The 20044-nt window shown below is 60.0% G+C and carries 18 protein-coding genes; 9 read left to right on the top strand and 9 right to left on the bottom strand.

All coding sequences use genetic code 11. From position 1 onward, the window contains the following. Positions 1 to 104: 104 nt before the first annotated feature. The 3 genes from aceE to ampD form a co-directional block, all read right to left on the bottom strand. A complete protein-coding gene (gene aceE / locus I6L32_RS04630) occupies positions 105 to 2765 on the bottom strand; it encodes a pyruvate dehydrogenase (acetyl-transferring), homodimeric type (RefSeq protein WP_039040509.1) in 2661 nt (886 codons plus the stop codon). A gap of 83 nt (positions 2766 to 2848) precedes the next feature. Beyond that, complete coding sequence (gene pdhR / locus I6L32_RS04635) at positions 2849 to 3613, bottom strand: pyruvate dehydrogenase complex transcriptional repressor PdhR (protein WP_010675815.1); 765 nt, start codon at positions 3611 to 3613, stop codon at positions 2849 to 2851. A gap of 276 nt (positions 3614 to 3889) precedes the next feature. Then, positions 3890 to 4462: a 1,6-anhydro-N-acetylmuramyl-L-alanine amidase AmpD gene (ampD, locus tag I6L32_RS04640; RefSeq protein WP_039040507.1), complete on the bottom strand. Its 573-nt coding sequence runs from the start codon at positions 4460 to 4462 to the stop codon at positions 3890 to 3892. Between the two features lie 128 nt (positions 4463 to 4590). On the opposite strand from ampD, the gene I6L32_RS04645 reads away from it, so the two are divergent. The 9 genes from I6L32_RS04645 to yacG all read left to right on the top strand — a co-directional run bounded on the left by I6L32_RS04645 (position 4591) and on the right by yacG (position 12308). After that, the gene (locus I6L32_RS04645; protein WP_049637199.1) at positions 4591 to 5061 is read left to right on the top strand and encodes a TIGR02281 family clan AA aspartic protease; all 471 of its coding nucleotides are present in this window, start codon (positions 4591 to 4593) and stop codon (positions 5059 to 5061) included. Between the two features lie 3 nt (positions 5062 to 5064). Continuing rightward, complete coding sequence (nadC, locus tag I6L32_RS04650; RefSeq protein ID WP_042864860.1) at positions 5065 to 5928, top strand: carboxylating nicotinate-nucleotide diphosphorylase; 864 nt, start codon at positions 5065 to 5067, stop codon at positions 5926 to 5928. A gap of 310 nt (positions 5929 to 6238) precedes the next feature. Next, positions 6239 to 6682 carry a prepilin-type N-terminal cleavage/methylation domain-containing protein gene (locus tag I6L32_RS04655; RefSeq protein WP_080988740.1) on the top strand — a complete coding sequence of 148 codons (444 nt, stop codon included), beginning with the start codon at positions 6239 to 6241 and terminating at the stop codon, positions 6680 to 6682. Further along, positions 6682 to 8388: a PilB family type IVa pilus assembly ATPase TapB gene (gene tapB / locus I6L32_RS04660; RefSeq protein ID WP_041213997.1), complete on the top strand. Its 1707-nt coding sequence runs from the start codon at positions 6682 to 6684 to the stop codon at positions 8386 to 8388. The genes I6L32_RS04655 and tapB overlap by 1 nt, the downstream gene beginning before the upstream one ends. Before the next feature lie 127 nt (positions 8389 to 8515). Then, positions 8516 to 9757: a type II secretion system F family protein gene (locus I6L32_RS04665; protein WP_216944752.1), complete on the top strand. Its 1242-nt coding sequence runs from the start codon at positions 8516 to 8518 to the stop codon at positions 9755 to 9757. Between the two features lie 77 nt (positions 9758 to 9834). Then, positions 9835 to 10710, top strand: a complete 876-nt coding sequence (locus tag I6L32_RS04670) for an A24 family peptidase (protein WP_201921354.1) — start codon at positions 9835 to 9837, stop codon at positions 10708 to 10710. A gap of 18 nt (positions 10711 to 10728) precedes the next feature. Continuing rightward, entirely contained in the window at positions 10729 to 11343 is a 615-nt protein-coding gene (coaE, locus tag I6L32_RS04675) for a dephospho-CoA kinase (protein ID WP_201921352.1), read from the top strand. Between the two features lie 37 nt (positions 11344 to 11380). After that, the gene (gene zapD, locus I6L32_RS04680) at positions 11381 to 12103 is read left to right on the top strand and encodes a cell division protein ZapD (protein WP_010675825.1); all 723 of its coding nucleotides are present in this window, start codon (positions 11381 to 11383) and stop codon (positions 12101 to 12103) included. A gap of 10 nt (positions 12104 to 12113) precedes the next feature. Next, the gene (gene yacG / locus I6L32_RS04685; RefSeq protein WP_039040499.1) at positions 12114 to 12308 is read left to right on the top strand and encodes a DNA gyrase inhibitor YacG; all 195 of its coding nucleotides are present in this window, start codon (positions 12114 to 12116) and stop codon (positions 12306 to 12308) included. 55 nt (positions 12309 to 12363) lie between these two features. Here the strand turns inward: yacG and mutT are convergent, their stop codons facing one another. The 6 genes from mutT to ftsZ form a co-directional block, all read right to left on the bottom strand. After that, positions 12364 to 12768 carry an 8-oxo-dGTP diphosphatase MutT gene (gene mutT / locus I6L32_RS04690; protein ID WP_171864957.1) on the bottom strand — a complete coding sequence of 135 codons (405 nt, stop codon included), beginning with the start codon at positions 12766 to 12768 and terminating at the stop codon, positions 12364 to 12366. Positions 12769 to 12776: 8 nt separating this feature from the next. Further along, complete coding sequence (locus I6L32_RS04695; protein ID WP_216944753.1) at positions 12777 to 13961, bottom strand: tetratricopeptide repeat protein; 1185 nt, start codon at positions 13959 to 13961, stop codon at positions 12777 to 12779. 65 nt (positions 13962 to 14026) lie between these two features. Then, positions 14027 to 16747: a preprotein translocase subunit SecA gene (gene secA, locus I6L32_RS04700; RefSeq protein WP_069785548.1), complete on the bottom strand. Its 2721-nt coding sequence runs from the start codon at positions 16745 to 16747 to the stop codon at positions 14027 to 14029. A gap of 57 nt (positions 16748 to 16804) precedes the next feature. Beyond that, entirely contained in the window at positions 16805 to 17710 is a 906-nt protein-coding gene (locus I6L32_RS04705) for a M23 family metallopeptidase (RefSeq protein WP_039040495.1), read from the bottom strand. A gap of 140 nt (positions 17711 to 17850) precedes the next feature. Next, the gene (lpxC, locus tag I6L32_RS04710; protein ID WP_010675831.1) at positions 17851 to 18774 is read right to left on the bottom strand and encodes a UDP-3-O-acyl-N-acetylglucosamine deacetylase; all 924 of its coding nucleotides are present in this window, start codon (positions 18772 to 18774) and stop codon (positions 17851 to 17853) included. A gap of 102 nt (positions 18775 to 18876) precedes the next feature. Continuing rightward, the gene (gene ftsZ, locus I6L32_RS04715) at positions 18877 to 20028 is read right to left on the bottom strand and encodes a cell division protein FtsZ (protein WP_005305686.1); all 1152 of its coding nucleotides are present in this window, start codon (positions 20026 to 20028) and stop codon (positions 18877 to 18879) included. Positions 20029 to 20044: the final 16 nt, after the last annotated feature.

Below are 20044 nucleotides of genomic sequence, written 5' to 3' on the forward strand. Positions count from 1 at the left end.
GCGTGCATCCGCGTGGCAGCCTGAGCATCACCACGCGCATCCCGCGTTATCCGTTTAAACCCAGGCAAGGTCGCGCCGGATACCCGGCGCGACACTCAATCCTCTTACGCGTACAGCGGGTTGACCTTGTCGGCATCGATGCCGTACTTGGCGATGGCTTCGGCCACAACCTGCTTGTCTACCTCGCCGCGCTTGGCCAGTTCGGTCAGGGCAGCAACCACTACGTAGAACTCGTTCACTTCGAAGTGACGACGCAGGTTGGCACGGCTGTCGGAGCGGCCGTAACCGTCGGTACCCAGTACACGGTAGTTCTCGGTCGGAACGAAGGCACGCACCTGATCGGCGAAGGACTTCATGTAGTCGGTCGCGGCAATGGTGGCTTCGCTGCCCAGTACCTGAGCGATGTAGGGCACACGCGCTTCGGCGGTCGGGTGCAGCATGTTCCAGCGATCCGCGTCCTGACCGTCACGAGCCAGTTCGTTGAAGGAGGTGACGCTGAACACGTCGGAACCCACGCCGTACTCGCTGGCCAGGATCTGGGCGGCAGTGCGCACGTGACCCAGGATGGAACCACAACCCAGCAGCTGTACCTTGGCCTTGGTGCCGGCCACGGTTTCCAGCTTGTAGATACCCTTGCGAATGCCTTCCTCGGCGCCTTCCGGCATGGCCGGCATGGCATAGTTCTCGTTCAGGGTAGTGATGTAGTAGAACACGTTCTCCGGGTTCTCACCGTACATGCGGCGCAGGCCGTCCTGTACGATCACCGCCACTTCATAGGCGTAGGACGGATCGTAGGAGATGCAGTTCGGGATGGTGTTGGCCAGGATGTGGCTGTGACCATCTTCGTGCTGCAAGCCCTCTCCGTTAAGAGTGGTACGACCGGAGGTCGCGCCCAGCAGGAAGCCACGGGCTTGCTGGTCACCGGCTGCCCACGCCATGTCGCCGATCCGCTGGAAGCCGAACATGGAGTAGTAGATGTAGAACGGGATCATCGGGCAGTCGTTGGTGCTGTAAGAGGTGGCAGCAGCCAGCCAGGAGGACATGGCGCCCAGCTCGTTGATACCGTCTTGCAGAACCTGACCCTGCTTGTCTTCCTTGTAGTAGGAGACGATGTCGCGGTCTTGCGGGGTGTACTGCTGACCGTGCGGGCTGTAGATACCGATCTGGCGGAACAGGCCTTCCATACCGAAGGTACGGGCTTCGTCAGCCAGGATCGGGACGATGCGCTTGCCGATGGACTTGTCTTTCAGCATCACGTTCAGGGAACGCACGAACGCCATGGTGGTGGAGATTTCGCGCGCCTGTTCACCCAGCAGCGGACCGAAGGCATCCAGCGCCGGGATTTCCAGCTTGGTGGTGCTCTCGCGCAGACGGGTCGGTACATAGCCCTTCAGTGCGGCACGGCGGGCGTGCAGGTACTTGTGCTCTTCGGTACCCTCTTCGATCTTCAGGTACGGCAGGTTTTCCAGCTGCTCGTCGGTGACCGGCAGGTTGAAACGATCGCGCAGGTGACGCACGGAGCCCAGATCCATCTTCTTGACCTGGTGAGCGATGTTCTTGCCTTCGGCCGCTTCGCCCATGCCATAGCCCTTGATGGTCTTGGCCAGGATCACGGTCGGCTTGCCCTTGGTCTGTGCTGCTTTGGAGAAGGCGGCGAACAGTTTGCGGGGGTCGTGACCACCGCGGTTCAGGGCGAAGATCTCCTCGTCGGTCATGTCTTTGACCAGCGCGGCGGTTTCCGGGTAACGGTTGAAGAAGTGCTCGCGCACGTAGGCACCGTCACGGGACTTCATGGTCTGGTAGTCACCGTCCACGGTCTCGTTCATCAGCTGGATCAGCTTGCCGGAAGTGTCTTTCTTCAGCAGCTCATCCCACTTGCGACCCCAGATGACCTTGGTCACGTCCCAGCCAGCGCCGGCGAACAGGCCTTCCAGCTCGTTGATGACCTTGCCGTTGCCGACAACCGGACCATCCAGACGCTGCAGGTTGCAGTTTACCACGAACACCAGGTTGTCGAGCTTTTCACGCACGGCAACGGTCAGGGCACCCTTGGCTTCCGGCTCGTCCATCTCGCCATCACCCAGGAAGGCGTAAACGGTCTGCTCGGAGCAATCCTTGATGCCACGGTCGGTCAGGTACTTCAGGAAACGCGCCTGATAGATGGCGGCGATGGGGCCCAGACCCATGGAAACGGTCGGGAACTGCCAGAATTCCGGCATCAGTTTCGGGTGCGGGTAGGAAGGGATACCCTTGCCATCCACTTCCTGACGGAAGTTGTCCAGCTGCTCTTCGGTCAGGCGACCTTCGGCAAATGCACGGGCGTAGATGCCCGGGGAGATGTGACCCTGGAAGTAGACCAGATCGCCACCGTCCTTCTCGTTGCGGGCACGGAAGAAGTGGTTGTAGCAGACTTCGTAGATAGTCGCGGAAGAAGCGAAGGAAGACATGTGACCACCCAGGTCCAGGTCTTTCTTGGAGGCGCGCAGCACGATCATCATGGCATTCCAGCGGATGATGGCGCGAATGCGGCGTTCCATTTCCAGGTCGCCCGGGTAAGCCGGCTCGTCGCTGGACGGGATGGTGTTGATGTAGTCGCGGTTTGCCTTGGCAGCCACGTCCACACCGCTTGCGCGGGCTTTCTCGGCCAACTGTTCAAGGATGAACTGAGCGCGTTGCGGACCCTCTTCACGCAGCAGGGATTCCAGAGAGGCAAGCCACTCCAGCGTTTCTATCGGGTCCACATCGTTCTTCAGGATATCAGACATGGCTGGTTCCTATGTTGTTGTGATTGCACGGCATTGCACGGCGAAGGGCGCAAGCATTCGACAATTAAGAAAGCCTTGTGGGATTAGTTTTCCTGCTGACGGATCCGACGCATGGATCGCTGGATCCGGCTGTCTTCCCTCTGCATATCCAACAAGGTGTCCTCGATAAAGGCCAGGTGCTCATGACAAGCAGCCCTGGCCCGCTCCGGAGCCCCCGACAGGATAGCCTCGATCAGGCTCGCACGATGGCGACGGATCTTGGCGACCACTCCCGGACGGCGATTCAAAATTTCGTTATTGCGTAAAATGTTCTGCTCGAGCATGGGGCCCATGGCCCGCAACAGATGCAGCAGCACCACGTTGTGGGAGGCCTCGGCCACGGCCAGATAGAACTGGGTCACGGCGGCCGATTCGACCACCAGCGACCCTTGCTGACCGGCTTCTTCGATGGCGGCTTGCGCCAGGCGAATCCGTTCGAAATCAGCCTCGGTGCCCCGCAGCGCCGCATAGTAGGCACAGATGCCTTCCAGCGCGTGACGAAACTCCAGCAGGTCGTACTGGGCTTCCGGGTGAGTGCTGAGCAGTTCGAACAGGGGGTCGGCGATCCCCTTGCTCAGGGCATTTTGTACGTAAGTGCCACCGCCCTGACGACGATACAAGAGTCCTCTCGCTTCCAGGCGCTGGATGGCTTCGCGCAAGGAAGGGCGCGACACCTGAAACTGGATGGCGAGTTCCCGCTCGGGCGGCAACTTCTGGCCCGGCTGCAGGCTGCCTTCCAGAATCATGCTTTCCAGCTCGGCGACGATGGCGTCGGCCAGCTTGGGCTGAGTTATCTTGATATAGGGCATGAGGCTACTTTGTTAAATTGGTATTACCAATTTTATGGTTGGGGCGAAAATTAGCAGAGGGCTTGAAAAAAGTCCACCCAAAAGATGATCTGAATCAAGAAGCTAGGTTGCCACTTTGGGGGTAAAAACGCGGAATCATGATATAGCTCATAGAAAATGGTCTGACCAATATTTGTGAGCTTGCTCACCGATAACATTTGCTCAACAGCATGAAAAATGGCTTACCAGACAAGGCAAGCCATTGATTCTAAAAACACAAAATAATTTTTAGATTTTTCACTCAAAGTGAAGCTTTTCCCGATAGCGAGGCCATTCGAAACTGTCACCCGGATCCGTCTTGCGGCCCGGCGCGATGTCGCAGTGGCCGACAATACGGTCCGCCGTGATGGCGGGATAACGGTGAACAATCGCCCGGCTGAGGTCCGACAGTACCTCGTATTGCTTGTCGCTGTAGGGAAGCTCGTCGGTCCCTTCCAGTTCGATCCCGATGGAAAAATCGTTGCACGCCTCCCTCCCCTCCCAGCTCGAGACTCCCGCATGCCATGCCCTGGCGCCAAAAGGCACGTACTGTACCAGTTCCCCATCACGGCGGATCAGGCAGTGGGCCGAGACCCTCAGTTGATGAATACCGGCGAAATAGGGGTGAGCACCGGGATCGAGCCGCCCCAGAAACAGATCGTCGATAAAGGGGCCACCAAACTGCCCGGGGGGCAGGCTGATGCCGTGTATCACCAGCAAGGAGACATCCTCCGGGCTGAGCCTCTCATTGTGATGGGGGGAAGGCACCTTGCGGGCCTGCTCGCACCATCCTTCTCGATCGATGGAAAACAGGGTTGTGGGTTGTGTCATCGTCTGCTCGACTCACAAATGGAAGCGATGTGCCTCTGGCGGGATGGGAAAACTGGGAACAAGTCTCTGAATTCATGGATAACGCTATGTTAGGCTGAGCCATTCACTCGCGCGATATGGGACACACTATGCACCCGATGGCACGCCGTCTCTGGCTGCTCACCTGGCTCTCGCTGCTGGGTCTGCTGACCCTCTACTTTCATGGTCGTGAACAACCGTCGGTGACCGCCAGCGGCGATCTGCTGCTCAGGGCCGATGCCAGCGGCCATTATCGTCTGGAGGGTGCCATCAACGACCAGCCGGTGCAACTGCTGCTGGACACAGGAGCAACCCGGGTGACCATACCGAGCCAGGTGGCCGCCCGGCTCGGCCTCGTCGCCACGGGCCGCAGCCGTGTCAATACGGCAGCCGGAGAGATCCAGGTCGAAACCGGCCGGATCGAAAGTCTGGCGATGGGTCCGCTGACCCTGTACGATTTGTCAGTCTTTATCAATCCGGCTGCCGACGGGGAGGAGATCCTGGTGGGCATGAATGCCCTGGGCAGGCTGGAATTGCGCCAGAAAGACAGGCAATTGCTTCTCAGACCCTTGCAGGAATAAGGCATGTTACAACAGGACATCCGCCGCGCCGTGCGCGCCGCACTTCTCGAAGACTTGGGCGATGCCCTCACCGCGCTGGATCAACCGGATGCCAGCGCCGACATCACGGCCCAGCTGATCCCGGCTGATCGCATCTCGACCGCGCGAGTCATCACCCGCGAGGCGGGCGTCTTCTGCGGCCAGCCCTGGGTCGACGAGGTGTTTGCCCAGCTCGGTGGCGAAGTGAAGGTCGAGTGGAAAGTGCAAGATGGTGAACGCCTTGCCCCCAATCAGGAGCTGTTCCGCCTCCATGGCCCCGCCCGCGTGCTGCTGACCGGCGAGCGCAATGCGCTGAACTTCGTGCAGACCCTTTCCGGGGTCGCCACCCTGACCGCCCGTTATGTGGCCGAGCTGGAAGGCACTGACTGCCGCCTGCTCGATACCCGCAAGACCCTGCCCGGCCTGCGCAGCGCCCAGAAATATGCGGTCACCTGCGGGGGCGGCAAAAACCACCGTATCGGTTTGTTTGATGCCTACCTCATCAAGGAGAACCACATTCTCGCCTGCGGTGGCATCGCTGAAGCAATCAGCGAAGCGCGCCGTCTCAATCCGGACAAACCGGTGGAAGTCGAGGTCGAATCCCTGGCCGAGCTGGAGCAGGCCCTGGCCGCACGGGCCGACATCGTGATGCTGGACAACTTCGACATCCCCATGATGCAGGAAGCCGTTCGCCTCAATCAGGGCAGAGCCAAGCTGGAAGTCTCCGGCAACGTCACCCTCGATACCCTTGCCGGATACGCCGCGACCGGGATCGACTTCATCTCGGTGGGAGCGCTGACCAAGCATGTGCGGGCACTGGATCTCTCCATGCGCTTTGTCGAGGCTTGAGCAAGCCCCATCCGTTGCTCGTGCCCAAAAATATTACAGGGCTCGAAACTTGCAAAAGGCGCCATCGGCGCCTTTTCTTTATGCAGGATCCCACGACATAAGGAGTGTGAAGATGGGCCCTCCCGCCTCATAACAAGTGCCAATGGAAGCCATTTAATCTTTGATTTTTCTACACATTTCACTAAATGACATAAAAGTGGCTAACAAGGTCCCCGCCTCTGTTGCCAACCCGAAGCGCTCGGATAAGATACCAGCGTGGATAGCATTCCACCGGTGCTTATCAGGAAACATGGAAAAAAGGATATTTCACATGAAAAGACAGTCAGGGTTTACGCTAATCGAATTGATGATCGTCGTTGCGATCGTCGCCATCCTCGCCGCCATCGCTATGCCTGCGTATCAAAATTACAGCCGGAAAGCCAAGATGACCGAATTAGTCACAGCAACAGGAGCTCAAAAAACTGCGATCGAGGTGTGTGTGCAAACAAAAAGTGTGGCTGACTGTACCCCAGGCACCAATGGTATAGCGAATGTGACACCTTCTGCAGCAGCCTCAACTGGACTTCCAACTATTGCTGTTGATGTAACCGGTAATAACTACACGATTACGGCAGCAGCAAGCGCAGATCAGTCACCACTCACAGAAGGTGAAACATACAAGCTCACAGGGGACGCAAGTAATATCCCCATTGCTTGGTCAGGAAGCTGCGCGAAAGAAGATGGTACAGCTAATACTGACTATTGCCCTAACTAATGACCTCTAGCCTCAATAGCGGCCTGGCCACCAGCCTGGCCGCTTCTTCCCTCCTCAGTGAGCCGGACTCACAGCGCTATCTGAGCCAGGCCAAGGCGCAGCGCAAGCCCTTTGTCACCTTCCTGATTGAAAACGACATCCTCGACAGCAAAGCCCTCGCCGATTTCTGCGAGCTGGAATATGGGGTACCTCTGCTTGATCTGGCGGCCTTTGATCTCGCCGAGATCCCGCAGAAATACCTCAATCAAAAGCTGATTGAAAAGCACCATGTCCTGCCCATCTACACCCAGGGGCATACCCTCTATATCGCCATGTCCGATCCGACCAATGTGTCGGCTCTGGAGGACTTTGGTTTCAGTTTTGGCCTGCATACGGAAGCCCTGCTGGTCGAAGAGAGCAAGCTGACCGCCGCCATCGGCAAGCTGATGGAGAGCGAGCAGGATACCCTGGGCATGGATCATATCGACGAGGCCGAGATCTCCGAACTCGAGGTCTCCGACGAGAGTTCCCGCCTCGACGAGAGCGTCAACACCGCAGACGATGATGCCCCCATCGTCAAATACATCCACAAGATCATGATGGATGCCATCAAGCGCGGGGCCTCCGACCTGCATTTCGAACCCTACGAGACCAAGTACCGGATCCGCTTTCGGGTAGACGGCATACTGCACGAAGTCGCCACGCCGCCGGTCAACCTGGCCAACCGCTTCGCGGCTCGCCTCAAGGTGATGGCACGGCTCGACATTGCCGAACGGCGCCTGCCCCAGGATGGCCGGATCAAACTCAAGATCTCACGCAACAGATCCATGGACATGCGGGTCAACACCCTGCCCACCATGTGGGGCGAAAAGATCGTGATCCGGTTGCTGGACTCCTCGGCCGCCCGGCTCAATATCGATCAACTCGGCTTTGACGACCGGCAGAAGACGCAATACCTGCACGCCCTCTCCAAACCTCAGGGCATGATCCTGGTGACCGGCCCGACGGGGTCAGGCAAGACGGTCTCACTCTATACCGGCCTCAACATCCTCAACACCAGCGAGGTCAATATCTCCACCGCCGAAGATCCGGTCGAGATAAACCTGCCCGGCGTCAACCAGGTGCAGATCAATCCCAAGGCGGGGCTCACCTTCGCCAGCGCCCTGCGCTCCTTCCTGCGCCAGGATCCCGACATCGTCATGGTGGGGGAGATACGGGATTTGGAAACCGCCGAGATTGCTATCAAGGCCGCCCAGACCGGTCACCTGGTGCTCTCCACCCTGCACACCAACTCGGCGGCAGAAACGCTCACCCGGATGATGAACATGGGGGTGCCGGCCTTCAACATCGCCTCTTCGGTCACCCTCATCATGGCCCAGCGCCTTGCCCGCAAACTCTGCGATCACTGCAAGGCGCCGGAAGTGGTGCCGGAAGCCGAGTTGCTGGAGCTGGGCTTCACCCAGCAGCAACTGGCCGCCGGGTTGCGGCTGTTCAAGCCCGTGGGATGCAAGGAGTGCTCGGGAGGCTACAGAGGCCGGGTCGGCATCTATGAGATCATGCTGATGTCCGACAACATCGCCAAACTCATCATGCAGGGAGCCAACTCGCTGCAGATTGCCGCGATAGCCCAAAAGGAAGGGATGCGCACCCTGCGCACATCCGGCCTCGAGAAAGCGCGTCTTGGCGTCACCAGTCTGGCCGAAATCAACAGGATCACCACCAACTGAGTTCGCAGTGCCCGAGTCATCTCGCCGGGTGAAGCCGCTGCCATCACCCCGATGACCTTCTTCAAGCCAAGATGAGCCGGACAGGCAGCAACATCCGGCCACCGTCGCCCAATTGCAGGATGCAGTGATGGCCACAATAGCTCAAAAACGCAACGCACCGAAAAAAGTCTTCTCCTACCGCTGGCACGGCGTCAACCGCAAGGGACAGAAGGTCTCCGGCGAGCTGCAAGCCGACAGCATCACCACCGTCAAGGCCGAGCTGCGCAAGCAGGGCGTCAACGTCACCAGGGTCAGCAAGCAGAGCCAGGGGCTCTTCTCCAAGGGCGGCGCCAAGATCAAGCCGATGGACATCGCCGTCATCTCCCGCCAGATCACTACCATGCTCTCCGCCGGCGTGCCTCTGGTGCAGAGTCTTCAGATCATTGCTCGCGGCCACGAGAAAGCGGCGGTGCGCGAGCTCATCGGCCAGATCGCCGCCGATGTGGAAACGGGCACCCCGCTCTCGGAGGCGTTGCGCCGCCATCCCCGCCACTTCGACGACCTCTATTGCGATCTGGTCGAGGCCGGGGAGCAATCCGGTGCCCTGGAGACCATCTACGACCGTATCGCCATCTACCGCGAGAAGAACGAAGCCCTCAAATCCAAGATCAAGAAGGCCATGTTCTATCCGTCCATGGTCATTCTGGTGGCCATCGTCGTCACCTCCATCCTGCTGCTCTTCGTCATTCCCCAGTTCGAGGATATCTTCAAGAGCTTCGGTGCCGAGCTGCCCGCCTTTACCCGGTTCGTCATCGCCATCTCCCGCTTTATGCAGGAGTGGTGGTACGCCATCTTTGGCGGCGCTGCTCTCGCCGTCTTCCTCTATGTGCGGGCCTGGCGAAAATCCCAGAAGGTCAGGGACAACACGGACAAGTTCATCCTCACCATTCCCGTTGTGGGCAACATACTGCACAAGGCGGCCATGGCCCGCTTTGCCCGCACTCTCTCCACCACCTTCTCCGCCGGTATCCCGCTGGTGGATGCCCTGGTTTCGGCGGCCGGAGCATCCGGCAACTATGTCTATCGCACTGCGACCATGGCCATTCGCAACGAGGTGGTGGCCGGCATGCAGATCAACGTCGCCATGCGCACCGTGGATCTTTTCCCCGACATGGTGACCCAGATGGTGATGATCGGTGAGGAATCCGGCGCCATCGACGACATGCTCTCCAAGGTCGCCGCCATTTTCGAACAGGAGGTGGACGACATGGTCGACGGCCTCACCAGCCTGCTCGAACCCATCATCATGGTGGTGCTCGGGGTGCTGGTCGGCGGCATGGTAGTAGCCATGTACCTCCCCATTTTCAAGCTGGGCTCTGTGATACACTGACCCTCTCGACAGAGGGCCGGGCGGTGCATTTCCCCCGGCCATCTGTCATCCCCGTTCCCGACACAAGCGATTGATCTATGGTGCCTTTGATCGAACTGGCCCAGGGCTTGCCCTGGCTCTATCTCTCCTTGATTTTCCTTTTCTCCCTGATGGTGGGCAGCTTCCTGAACGTGGTGATCCATCGCCTGCCCATCATGATGGAGCGGGCCTGGCATGCCGAATACAGCGACTATTTCGGTGACGGTGAAGAGACTCCTCCTGCAACCGGACGATACAACCTCATGGTACCTCGCTCCCGCTGCCCCCACTGCGACCACCCCATAGGGGCGCTGGAGAACATTCCCCTACTGAGCTGGCTATGGCTCAGGGGGCGCTGCCGCAACTGCCACGCCTCCATTTCGGCTCGCTATCCCCTGGTCGAGCTGCTCACCGCCCTGCTGTCGGTCTCGGTAGCAGCCGCGCTTGCCCCCGGCTGGGGCACCCTTGCCGCTTTGTTGCTCACCTGGACATTGGTCGCACTGACCTTCATCGACCTGGACAAGATGCTCTTGCCGGATCAGCTCACCCTGCCCCTGCTCTGGGGTGGCCTGCTGTTCAATCTGGCGGGCGGTTTCGTGCCCCTGGCCGATGGGGTGGTCGGCGCCATGGCGGGTTATCTGGTGCTCTGGAGCCTCTACTGGGCCTTCAAGCTGCTGACCGGCAAGGAAGGGATGGGCTATGGCGACTTCAAACTGCTGGCGGCACTGGGCGCCTGGCTGGGATGGCAAGCCTTGCCCATCGTGCTGCTGCTCTCTTCGCTGGCGGGCGCCATCATCGGCATCGGTCTCATCCTGCTGCGCAACCACCACCAGGGCAAACCCATTCCCTTTGGCCCTTATCTCGCCATCGCGGGCTGGATAACGCTGCTGTGGGGCGATAGCATCACCCGCTGGTATCTTGATGTCGTGCTCTAGCAAAAGGATCTCTGACCCATGTATGTAGTCGCAATCACAGGGGGAATCGGCAGCGGCAAGACCACGGTTGCCAACCGCTTTGCCGAGCTGGGCATCGAGGTGGTGGATGCGGACATCATCGCCCGCGAGGTAGTGGAGCCCGGCACCCCTGCTCTGGCTGCCATCGCCGCCCATTTTGGCCCGGATGTCGTTGCCCCCGATGGCCAGCTCGATCGCCGCCGGCTGCGAGAGCGGATCTTCACCGATTCGCAGGCCAAGGAGTGGCTCAATGCCCTGCTCCATCCCCTCATCCGCACCGAGATGCTGCGCCAGTGTGCGGCAACCCGCTCCCCCTACTGCCTGCTGGTCGTCCCCTTGCTGGTGGAAAACAGGCTCACTTCCCTCGCCGATCGGGTACTGGTGATCGATGTGGACGAAGCGACGCAAATCGAGCGTACCTGCCGCCGCGATGGCGTCAGTCGGGAACAGGCCCAGGCGATACTGGCGTCCCAGGCGAGCCGCAGCGAGCGCCTGGCGATGGCCGACGACGTCCTGGACAACCAGAGTGGTACGAGTGAGACCATCTGGCAGCGAATTTTCGCCCTGCACCAGACATATCTGGCATTTGCCTCTCAACAAGCCCAGCAACTGTGAGTACACTAGGCCGGTTTATGGCTGGCCAGGATTAGGCATGATTTACGATTTTCCCCTCAATGAAAAAAGCCGGACCTATCTTCGTCTGGAGTCCCTGTTTTCCCAGATCCGCGACAATCTGGAGAGTGACCAGTCCTGGGCACATATCGCCTTCTTCAAGGGGTTGTTCGATTTGCAGGAGTTGCTGGAGCGTGGTGACCTGCGTGCCGATCTCATCAAGGATCTGGAGCGCCTCGGCCAACGCCTGAGCCACTGGGCCAGTCTGCCTGACGTCGATCTCGAGCAGATCCAGCGGATGCAGCAAGAGAGTACCCAGCTCTCCCGCAACCTGCTGAACTCCCCGCGCCCCGGTGCCCGTCTGAAAGAGGATCGCCTGCTCGGCTCCATTCGTCAGCGCTTCTCCATTCCGGGTGGTCTGTGCGCCTTCGATGTGCCGCAACTGCACCACTGGCTGGCGACCCCGGCCGTCACCCGCCACCAGCAGATGCAGCAATGGCTGAGTGACATCACCCTGCTGATGAACGCCATCTCCCTGTTGCTGCGCCTGTGGCGCGAGTCGGGCAACTTCAGCGACCAGGTGGCCACCAACGGCTTCTTCCAGGATACTGCCGAAGGGGCTGAACTGATCCGCATCCGTCTGGCGGGCACCCAGCCCTGCTATCCGACCCTGAGCGGCCACAAGAACCGCTTCGCCCTGCGCTTCCTGCCGACGACGGAGCAGCAGATAGGCGACGTCTCCTTCCAGCTCGCCTGTTGTTGAGGAGCGCCCCATGGTGACCAAGGTAAAGTGTCCGACCTGTCAGAGCGAGATCGAATGGGGTCCGCAGAGCCCGTTTCGCCCCTTCTGCAGCAAGCGCTGCCAGCTGATCGACCTCGGCGAGTGGGCGGATGAACAGAAGCGCATCCCGGGCGAGATCAACCCGGATCTGCTGCCCGACCCGGAACAGGGCGATCCCTGGCAATAAACACTTCACGATCAAAAAAGGGCCCTCAGGCCCTTTTTCGTTGGTATCGATCCTTTCAGGCAAGCGAGGCCTGCAACCGCGCGACGATGGGGCCGTTGGCATCCGGGAAGCGGTATTCGTGCAGCGAGGCCAGTGGCACCCAGCGGCACTCCTGCCCCTCCTTGCCAAAGGGCTCGCCGTGGAAGCGGGTCACCTTCCAGATATCCAGCAAGACCTGCTTGTCGGGGTAGTCGTGGTGCAGCTCCATGAAGGGGGCACAATCCTGCACCCGGATCCCGATCTCTTCCCACAATTCCCTGTCCAGCGCGGTGAGCAGATCCTCCCCCGACTCCACCTTGCCACCGGGAAACTCCCAGCGATCCCCCTGATGGCGATCGGCTGAGCGTTTGGCGATGAAGATATCGCCCCGTTCGTTCTCGATGACGCCCACCGCCACCCAGATCCGTTTCTTCTGTTCCATCATTGTCCTCAGCGTAAACACGGCAAACGGGCGATCCAGGGGGCAAGCCGAATGGCCTGCTGATCCCCCCGGGCCCTGAAGAGATCCTGCCCGACATGCTCATTGCCCGGCGGCGCAACCTGCGGCCAGGGCACCGCACCGGGCGGAGTGAAACAACGATCGTGTACCCGCGCGCTCTGGCGCAGATAGCGCCATAAACAGTCTCGCAAGAACCACTGGTCGATGTTCGGTGTTTCCATGGTACTGGGCTGATAGCTCGCCATCAGCGGCGCAAGGGGAGGCAGCACACCGGCCACACCGCCCCACATGCCGGCCAGCACCAGATCGGTGTGGCTCCACCAGTCACGCATGATATGGAACCAGCGCCCCGATGCAAGCCAGTCATCGACCGCCAGCCGCTCCCGCAGATTCAGCACGGAGTCCGCATCGCGCACAAGAAAGCGCCCCACTCCGGGATCATTGGCGACCTGGAAGCGCCAGCAGAGGCGCTGACGCTGGGATTGACTATCGGGCTGCACCTTTATCTCGGCGCCATGTTCCTGCAGGCAGGCCAGAAGCCCCTGAGGGACACTGCCATCCACATAGAAGCGCACCCGCCAGCCCGGATAGAGGTAAGCTGCGGCCAGCACATTGTCGAGTGCTCCCCGTAAATAGCGGGGCTGTGCTCCCCACAAGGAGAAGGCGATGACTGCCTGCTTCTCCCCCTGCTCCGCGAGCCAGTCATCCGGCCCCTCTGCCGGCAGCACCCACCCCGCGACAGGCTGCGAGACGGCCTCATCCTTGAGAGTCAGGGCACGGGTTCCCGCTTGTGCCGCTTCTTCATGGCGTCCTAGCTTGGCAAGGGAAGTGCAAAGCCCGTCATGGACCAGATAATCATCCGGCTCGCGCCGCACCAGTTCGACCAGGTGCGTCACGGCCCGCTCATGTTGATCGGAGCGCGAGAGGCAGACACAGAGATTGCGCAGCACCTCAGTGTTATCGGGTGCGGACCGGTACGCCAGCGTCAGCACCTGGGCCGCCGAGGCGGGATCGCCGGACAAAAAGAGGTAATAGGCAAACTGCAGTTGCAGGGGAACAGATTTGTTCGTCTCTGCGTTCAGCCTGCTCAGCACACAACGGATCGCCTCCTGGCGTCTCTCCTGCAGCCAGTGCCCATGTGCCTCCCCATCCCATCCCGCCGGCAATCTGCTCATCGTCCCCTCCTTGGTCCGAAAATGAATACACCGCCCGGAGGCGGTGTATTCATCATGGCAGGGTGTCAGGTCAGCTGACCGTGACAGTGCTTGTATTTTTTACCCGAACCACAGGGGCAGGGATCATTGCGCCCGATCTTCTGCTCGTCGCGCACGAAGGTGGTATGGCCCTCGGCCCCACCCGTATCCTCGTCAGCCAGCTGGTTTTCGGCCGTGGCATGGGTGTAGGTACGGGGAGCGGCTTCGGCCTGCTGGCGCTGCTGCTCTTCCATCGCCTCCACATCCCGCTCCTGCACCTGTACCCGGCTCAGGATGCTGACCACGTCGCGCTTGAGGGTTTCCAGCATCTGGGTGAACAGATCGAAGGATTCGCGCTTGTACTCCTGCTTGGGGTTCTTCTGGGCGTAGCCGCGCAGATGGATGCCCTGACGCAGGTGATCCATGGCCGCCAGGTGCTCTTTCCACAGGCCGTCCAGGGTTTGCAGCATCACCGCCTTCTCGAAGTTGCGCAGCACCTCCTTGCCGACCAGCTCTTCCTTGTGGGCATAGAGCTTGGTGGCTTCATCCAGGATGCGTTCGCGCAGCTTCTCTTCATATAGCTTGTCGTCTTCCGCCAGCCACTGCTGCAGCGGCAGATCCAGGGCGAAATCGGACTTCAGACGCGCTTCCAGACCCGGCACGTCCCACATTTCTTCCAGGGACTGGGGCGGGATGTACTCGTCGATGATGGCGCCGTAGACGTCGTCACGGATGACGTGAATGGTCTCGGAGATGTCGTTGGTGTCCAGCAGTTCGTTGCGCTGCTCGTAGACCACCTTGCGCTGATCGTTGGCCACGTCGTCGAACTCGAGCAGGTTTTTACGGATGTCGAAGTTGCGACCTTCCACCTTGCGCTGGGCATTCTCGATGGCCTTGGTTACCCAGGGATGCTCGATGGCCTCGCCCTCTTCCATGCCCAGCTTCTTCATCATGCCGGTCACGCGGTCGGAGGCGAAGATCCGCATCAGGGTATCTTCCATGGAGAGGTAGAAGCGGGAGGAACCCGGATCACCCTGACGACCGGAACGGCCGCGCAGCTGGTTGTCGATACGGCGGGATTCGTGACGCTCGGTACCGATGATATGCAGACCACCGGCCGCCAGTACTTCGTCATGACGCACCTGCCAGGCCGCTTTCAGCTCGGCAATCTGCTCGCTTGACGGGTTTTCCAGCTGGGCGATCTCCGCCTGCCAGTTGCCACCCAGCACGATGTCGGTACCACGACCGGCCATGTTGGTGGCGATGGTGACAGCGCCGGTCTGGCCGGCCTGGGCGACGATCTCCGCTTCCATGGCATGGAACTTGGCGTTCAGTACCTTGTGCGGGATATTTTCCTTGGTCAGGATGCCGGAGAGCAGCTCGGAGTTCTCGATGGAGACGGTACCGACCAGCACGGGCTGGCCGCGCTTCACGCACTCGCGAATGTCCTGCACGATGGCCGCGTATTTCTCCTGGGCGGTCAGGTAGACGAGATCGCCCATGTCCTTGCGCACCATCGGCTTGTTGGTCGGGATGACCACGGTATCCAGGCCATAGATCTGCTGGAATTCAAAGGCTTCGGTATCCGCAGTACCGGTCATGCCCGCCAGCTTGTCGTACAGACGGAAGTAGTTCTGGAAGGTGATGGAGGCCAGGGTCTGGTTCTCGTTCTGGATCTTGACCCCTTCCTTCGCCTCGACCGCCTGGTGCAGACCGTCTGACCAGCGACGACCCGGCATGGTGCGGCCGGTGTGCTCGTCGACGATGACGATCTCGTCCTTCTGGACGATATAGTCGACGTTGCGCTCGAACAGGGTGTGCGCGCGCAGGCCGGCATTGACGTGATGCAGCAGGCTGATATTGGTGGCGGAGAACAGGGAGTCATCCTCGGCCAGCAGTCCCTCTTTCTTGAGCAGCTCTTCCACGAAGATCTGGCCGTTTTCGGTCAGCAGCGCCTGGCGGTTCTTCTCGTCCACCGTGTAGTGACCGTCGCCGGTGTACTCCTCGGAGTCTTCCTTGTCCTGCTTGACCAGCAGCGGGATCAACTTGTTGATCTGGGTGTACATGGCGGAGCTGTCTTCCGCCGGACCGGAGATGATGAGCGGGGTGCGGGCTTCATCGATGAGCACCGAGTCCACCTCATCCACCAGCGCGTAGTTGAGCGGACGCTGTACGCGCTGCTCCGGCGAGAATGCCATGTTGTCGCGCAGGTAGTCGAAACCGAATTCGTTGTTGGTACCGTAGGTGATGTCGGCAGCGTAGGCATCGCGCTTCTGGGATGCATCCATGCCGGGCACGTTGCAGTCCACCGTCATGCCGAGGAAGGCGAACAGCGGGCGGTTGGCTTCCGCATCACGCTTGGCCAGATAGTCGTTCACCGTCACGACGTGCACACCGCGGCCGGTCAGGGCGTTCAGGTAGGCCGGCAGGGTCGCGGTGAGGGTCTTGCCTTCACCCGTCTTCATCTCGGCGATACGGTTGGAGTTCAGCACCATGCCGCCGATCAGCTGGACGTCGAAGTGGCGCATGCCGAACACCCGGCGGGAGGCTTCACGCACGGTGGCGAAGGCCTCCGGCAGCAACTGCTCCAGGGTCTCACCCTGCTCCAGGCGCTGGCGATACTCGGCGGTCTTGGCCTGCAGCTCGCTGTCGGACAGTGCCTCGAACTGAGGCTCCATCGCATTGATCTGTTTTACAATTTTGCGCAAAGCCTTGAGCGTTCTGTCGTTCCGGCTGCCGATAATCTTGGTGAGCAGTGTGCTAATCATGGGTACCAACTGTTTTGGTTATATAAGCGTTCCGTCACTGGAACCTGAAGAAAAAACCTAACCCCGTCTGGCATTCAGAAAGCGCGCGGGGTTGACCTGACGACCATCTTTCAACACTTCGTAATGCAAATGAACTCCGGTTGCACGACCGGTTCGCCCCATCAGGGCAATCTTCTGGCCCTCATCGACCAGGGTGCCCACATCCACCAGTAACTTGGAATTGTGGGCATAGCGGGTGACCAGACCATTGCCATGGTCAATCTCCACCATGTTGCCAAACTCCGGATGGCGCCCCGCCCAGCTGACAATCCCCTTGCCGGTCGCCAGGATGGGGGTGCCGGGCCTGCCGCGGAAATCCACCCCTTTGTGCATCTTGGCGCGACCGTTGAACGGATCGACCCGCCCACCGAAACCGGAGGAGATCCAGACACGCTCCTGCTTGACCGGTGAGCCGGGGATGAAACCCGCATCGGTGATATGGTGGTTCATGATGAAGGATTCAAGTACCGACAGCTGTTCTTCGCGGCTGCTGAGCTGACGGCTGAGGTGTTCCATGGAATCTTGCAGTTCACCCAGGCTGACTTCCAGGTCTGCATCGTAGGAAGGGCCGCCCATCGGGGGCAGCTCCTTGAAGTTGAACTCCTCGGGATCGAGGTCCGCCTTCTCGGTCAGGCGCTCGCCGAGGGCGTTGAGGCGACCAAGTTGTCCCTGCATGGTGCCCACCTGGGCGGCCAGCATGGCAAGCTGTTCGCGGGCTTCATCGGCCCCTTGCGTGGATTTTTGCTGCTGCGCCAGGGTCAGCGCCACTTCCAGCGCCTCCATTTTCTGCTGCCAGCTCTGCCAGAGCCAGCCGCCCCCCAAGGCCAATACAGTGAAGAGAATACCGCCGACCCAGGCCAGACGTTGTTTGGGTAAGTGCAACCTGCGGCGCTGCTTACCGTGGAGGATCAGGGTAATACTCATAGAAATCTGTCTTCTCGGTCAGGTGAGGCCAAGGGCCTGCACGGGCAATAAAACCGGGAGATAATCGGTATTAAAGGATGGAATAAACAAATGACAGGACGTCGGTGCGGAGAGATGACCGACGTCCTGTTGCACAGCTATCAGGCCAGAACCAGACCGTTGTCGTAGTAAGCGATAGGCGCTTTGTCGCCCTCACCCTCGAAGGTCACCAGTTCCCAGGCCTCCTGCTGGGCCAGCAGGGCACGCAGCAGCTTGTTGTTCAGGGCATGGCCCGTCTTGTAGGCACGGAATTCACCGATGATACTGCGATTGCACATGTACAGATCGCCGATGGCATCCAGCATCTTGTGCTTGACGAACTCGTCCTCGTAACGCAGACCATCTTCGTTCAGCACCCGGTAGTCATCCAGCACCACGGCGTTTTCCAGGCTGCCGCCCAGTGCCAGGTTCTGGGAACGCAGGTACTCGATATCACGCATGAAGCCGAAGGTACGGGCACGGCTGATCTCTTTCACGAAGGAGCTGCCGGAGAAGTCCAGCACGCAACGCTGGTTGCGGCCTTCAAACACCGGATGCTGGAAATCGATCTCGAGATCCATCTTGAAGCCGTTGCGATAGGGGTGGAATTCCGCCCACTTGTCGCCGTCTTCAACCCGGATGCTCTGCTTGATCCGCACGAACTGCTTGGGCGCGTTCTGTTCACGAATACCCACTTCCTGCAGCAGATAGATGAACGGATGCGCACTGCCGTCCATTACCGGGATCTCGGGGGCATCAACCTCGACATAGAGGTTGTCGATCCCCATCCCGGCCAGAGCGGCAGACAGATGTTCAATGGTCGACACGCGAACACCGGCTTCGTTCACCAGAGCGGTACAAAGCACAGTATCACGCACCTGATCGGCGTTGGCTGGCAGCGCGACCACAGGATTCAGATCGGTACGCAAGTAAACGATCCCTGTGTTAACAGGCGCCGGACGGAACGTCATAGTGACTTTCCGGCCCGAATGCAGGCCCACACCGGTGGCCTGGACACTCGTTTTCAAGGTTCTTTGTCTAATCATGGGCGTATCCGCTTTAACAGCTCAAATTCCTGACCAGATGGTCGTTGCCGGGCCATCTTAGCACAATCCTTAAGCAACAAACAAACCAGAGCCATCAGAGGCTTAGTCTGCCTGCTTGCGCAGGAACGCAGGAATATCGAGATAATCCGGTTCGCGACGAGCTTGCGGTTCGGCGTTCACCACCTTGGCCGGGGCCTCTTCCATCACGCGAGACTGCAGGGCTTCGCTGATCAGGGGCTGACGGGCCGGACGCTCTTGAACCATGTTGTTCTTGACCAGAGTGATGTCGGGCTTGCGCTCGGCACCGATACCGGTCGCCACTACGGTAACGCGCAGTTCGTCGTGCATTTCCGGGTCGATTACGGTACCCACCACCACGGTAGCGTTCTCGGACGCGAAGGCCTTGACCGCGTTACCCACGGTCTCGAACTCTTCGATGGTCATGTCCATGCCAGCAGTGATGTTGACCAGGATGCCGCGGGCACCGGCCAGATCCACGTCTTCCAGCAGCGGGCTGGAGATGGCCTTCTCGGCCGCTTCTTCGGCACGGTCGTCACCGGAGGCGGAGCCGGTACCCATCATGGCGGTACCCATCTCGCGCATCACGGTACGTACGTCCGCGAAGTCGACGTTGATGAGGCCCGGGCGGGTGATCAGCTCGGCGATGCCCTGTACTGCACCCAGCAGCACGTCGTTGGCCGCCTTGAAGGCGTCCAGCAGGGAGATGCCGCGACCCAGCACCTTCAGCAACTTATCGTTGGGGATGGTGATCAGGGAGTCGACGTTCTTGGAGAGCTCTTCGATGCCGTGAGCGGCGAAGCCCATCCGCTTCTTCCCTTCGAAGGAGAACGGCTTGGTCACGACGGCAACGGTCAGGATACCCATCTCGCGGGCCACTTCGGCCACGATCGGTGCAGCACCTGTACCGGTACCACCACCCATGCCGGCAGCGATGAACACCATGTCGGAACCGGTCAGCAGCTCGCGCAGCGCTTCCCTGTCTTCCATGGCGGCGTCACGACCCACTTCCGGGTTGGCCCCGGCACCCAGACCCTTGGTGATGCCACCGCCGATCTGCAAGGTGGTATTGGCACTGGAGTTGCGCAGTGCCTGGGCGTCGGTGTTCACGGTGATGAACTCGACACCTTCGATGTTTTGACGAACCATGTGCTCGACTGCGTTGCCGCCGCCGCCACCCACACCTATCACCTTGATGACGGCTTCGTCAGTGTGGCTATCCATAAATTCAAACATGTTGTCTCTCCGCTTT

The sequence above is a fragment of the Aeromonas sp. FDAARGOS 1402 genome (genome assembly GCF_019046925.1).
GTDB classification, from domain to species: Bacteria; Pseudomonadota; Gammaproteobacteria; order Enterobacterales; family Aeromonadaceae; genus Aeromonas; species Aeromonas caviae.

Bases quoted from the DNA above. Each gene is read 5' to 3' on its own strand.
- zapD (WP_010675825.1), top strand. From the start codon at position 11,381: ATGATTTACGATTTTCCCCTCAATGAAAAAAGCCGGACCTATCTTCGT.
- I6L32_RS04655 (WP_080988740.1), top strand. From the start codon at position 6,239: ATGAAAAGACAGTCAGGGTTTACGCTAATCGAATTGATGATCGTCGTT.
- secA (WP_069785548.1), bottom strand. From the start codon at position 16,747: ATGATTAGCACACTGCTCACCAAGATTATCGGCAGCCGGAACGACAGA.
- ftsZ (WP_005305686.1), bottom strand. From the start codon at position 20,028: ATGTTTGAATTTATGGATAGCCACACTGACGAAGCCGTCATCAAGGTG.
- I6L32_RS04695 (WP_216944753.1), bottom strand. From the start codon at position 13,961: ATGAGCAGATTGCCGGCGGGATGGGATGGGGAGGCACATGGGCACTGG.
- pdhR (WP_010675815.1), bottom strand. From the start codon at position 3,613: ATGCCCTATATCAAGATAACTCAGCCCAAGCTGGCCGACGCCATCGTC.
- aceE (WP_039040509.1), bottom strand. From the start codon at position 2,765: ATGTCTGATATCCTGAAGAACGATGTGGACCCGATAGAAACGCTGGAG.
- I6L32_RS04665 (WP_216944752.1), top strand. From the start codon at position 8,516: ATGGCCACAATAGCTCAAAAACGCAACGCACCGAAAAAAGTCTTCTCC.
- I6L32_RS04670 (WP_201921354.1), top strand. From the start codon at position 9,835: ATGGTGCCTTTGATCGAACTGGCCCAGGGCTTGCCCTGGCTCTATCTC.
- lpxC (WP_010675831.1), bottom strand. From the start codon at position 18,774: ATGATTAGACAAAGAACCTTGAAAACGAGTGTCCAGGCCACCGGTGTG.
- mutT (WP_171864957.1), bottom strand. From the start codon at position 12,768: ATGGAACAGAAGAAACGGATCTGGGTGGCGGTGGGCGTCATCGAGAAC.
- ampD (WP_039040507.1), bottom strand. From the start codon at position 4,462: ATGACACAACCCACAACCCTGTTTTCCATCGATCGAGAAGGATGGTGC.
- coaE (WP_201921352.1), top strand. From the start codon at position 10,729: ATGTATGTAGTCGCAATCACAGGGGGAATCGGCAGCGGCAAGACCACG.
- nadC (WP_042864860.1), top strand. From the start codon at position 5,065: ATGTTACAACAGGACATCCGCCGCGCCGTGCGCGCCGCACTTCTCGAA.
- tapB (WP_041213997.1), top strand. From the start codon at position 6,682: ATGACCTCTAGCCTCAATAGCGGCCTGGCCACCAGCCTGGCCGCTTCT.
- I6L32_RS04705 (WP_039040495.1), bottom strand. From the start codon at position 17,710: ATGAGTATTACCCTGATCCTCCACGGTAAGCAGCGCCGCAGGTTGCAC.
- I6L32_RS04645 (WP_049637199.1), top strand. From the start codon at position 4,591: ATGCACCCGATGGCACGCCGTCTCTGGCTGCTCACCTGGCTCTCGCTG.
- yacG (WP_039040499.1), top strand. From the start codon at position 12,114: ATGGTGACCAAGGTAAAGTGTCCGACCTGTCAGAGCGAGATCGAATGG.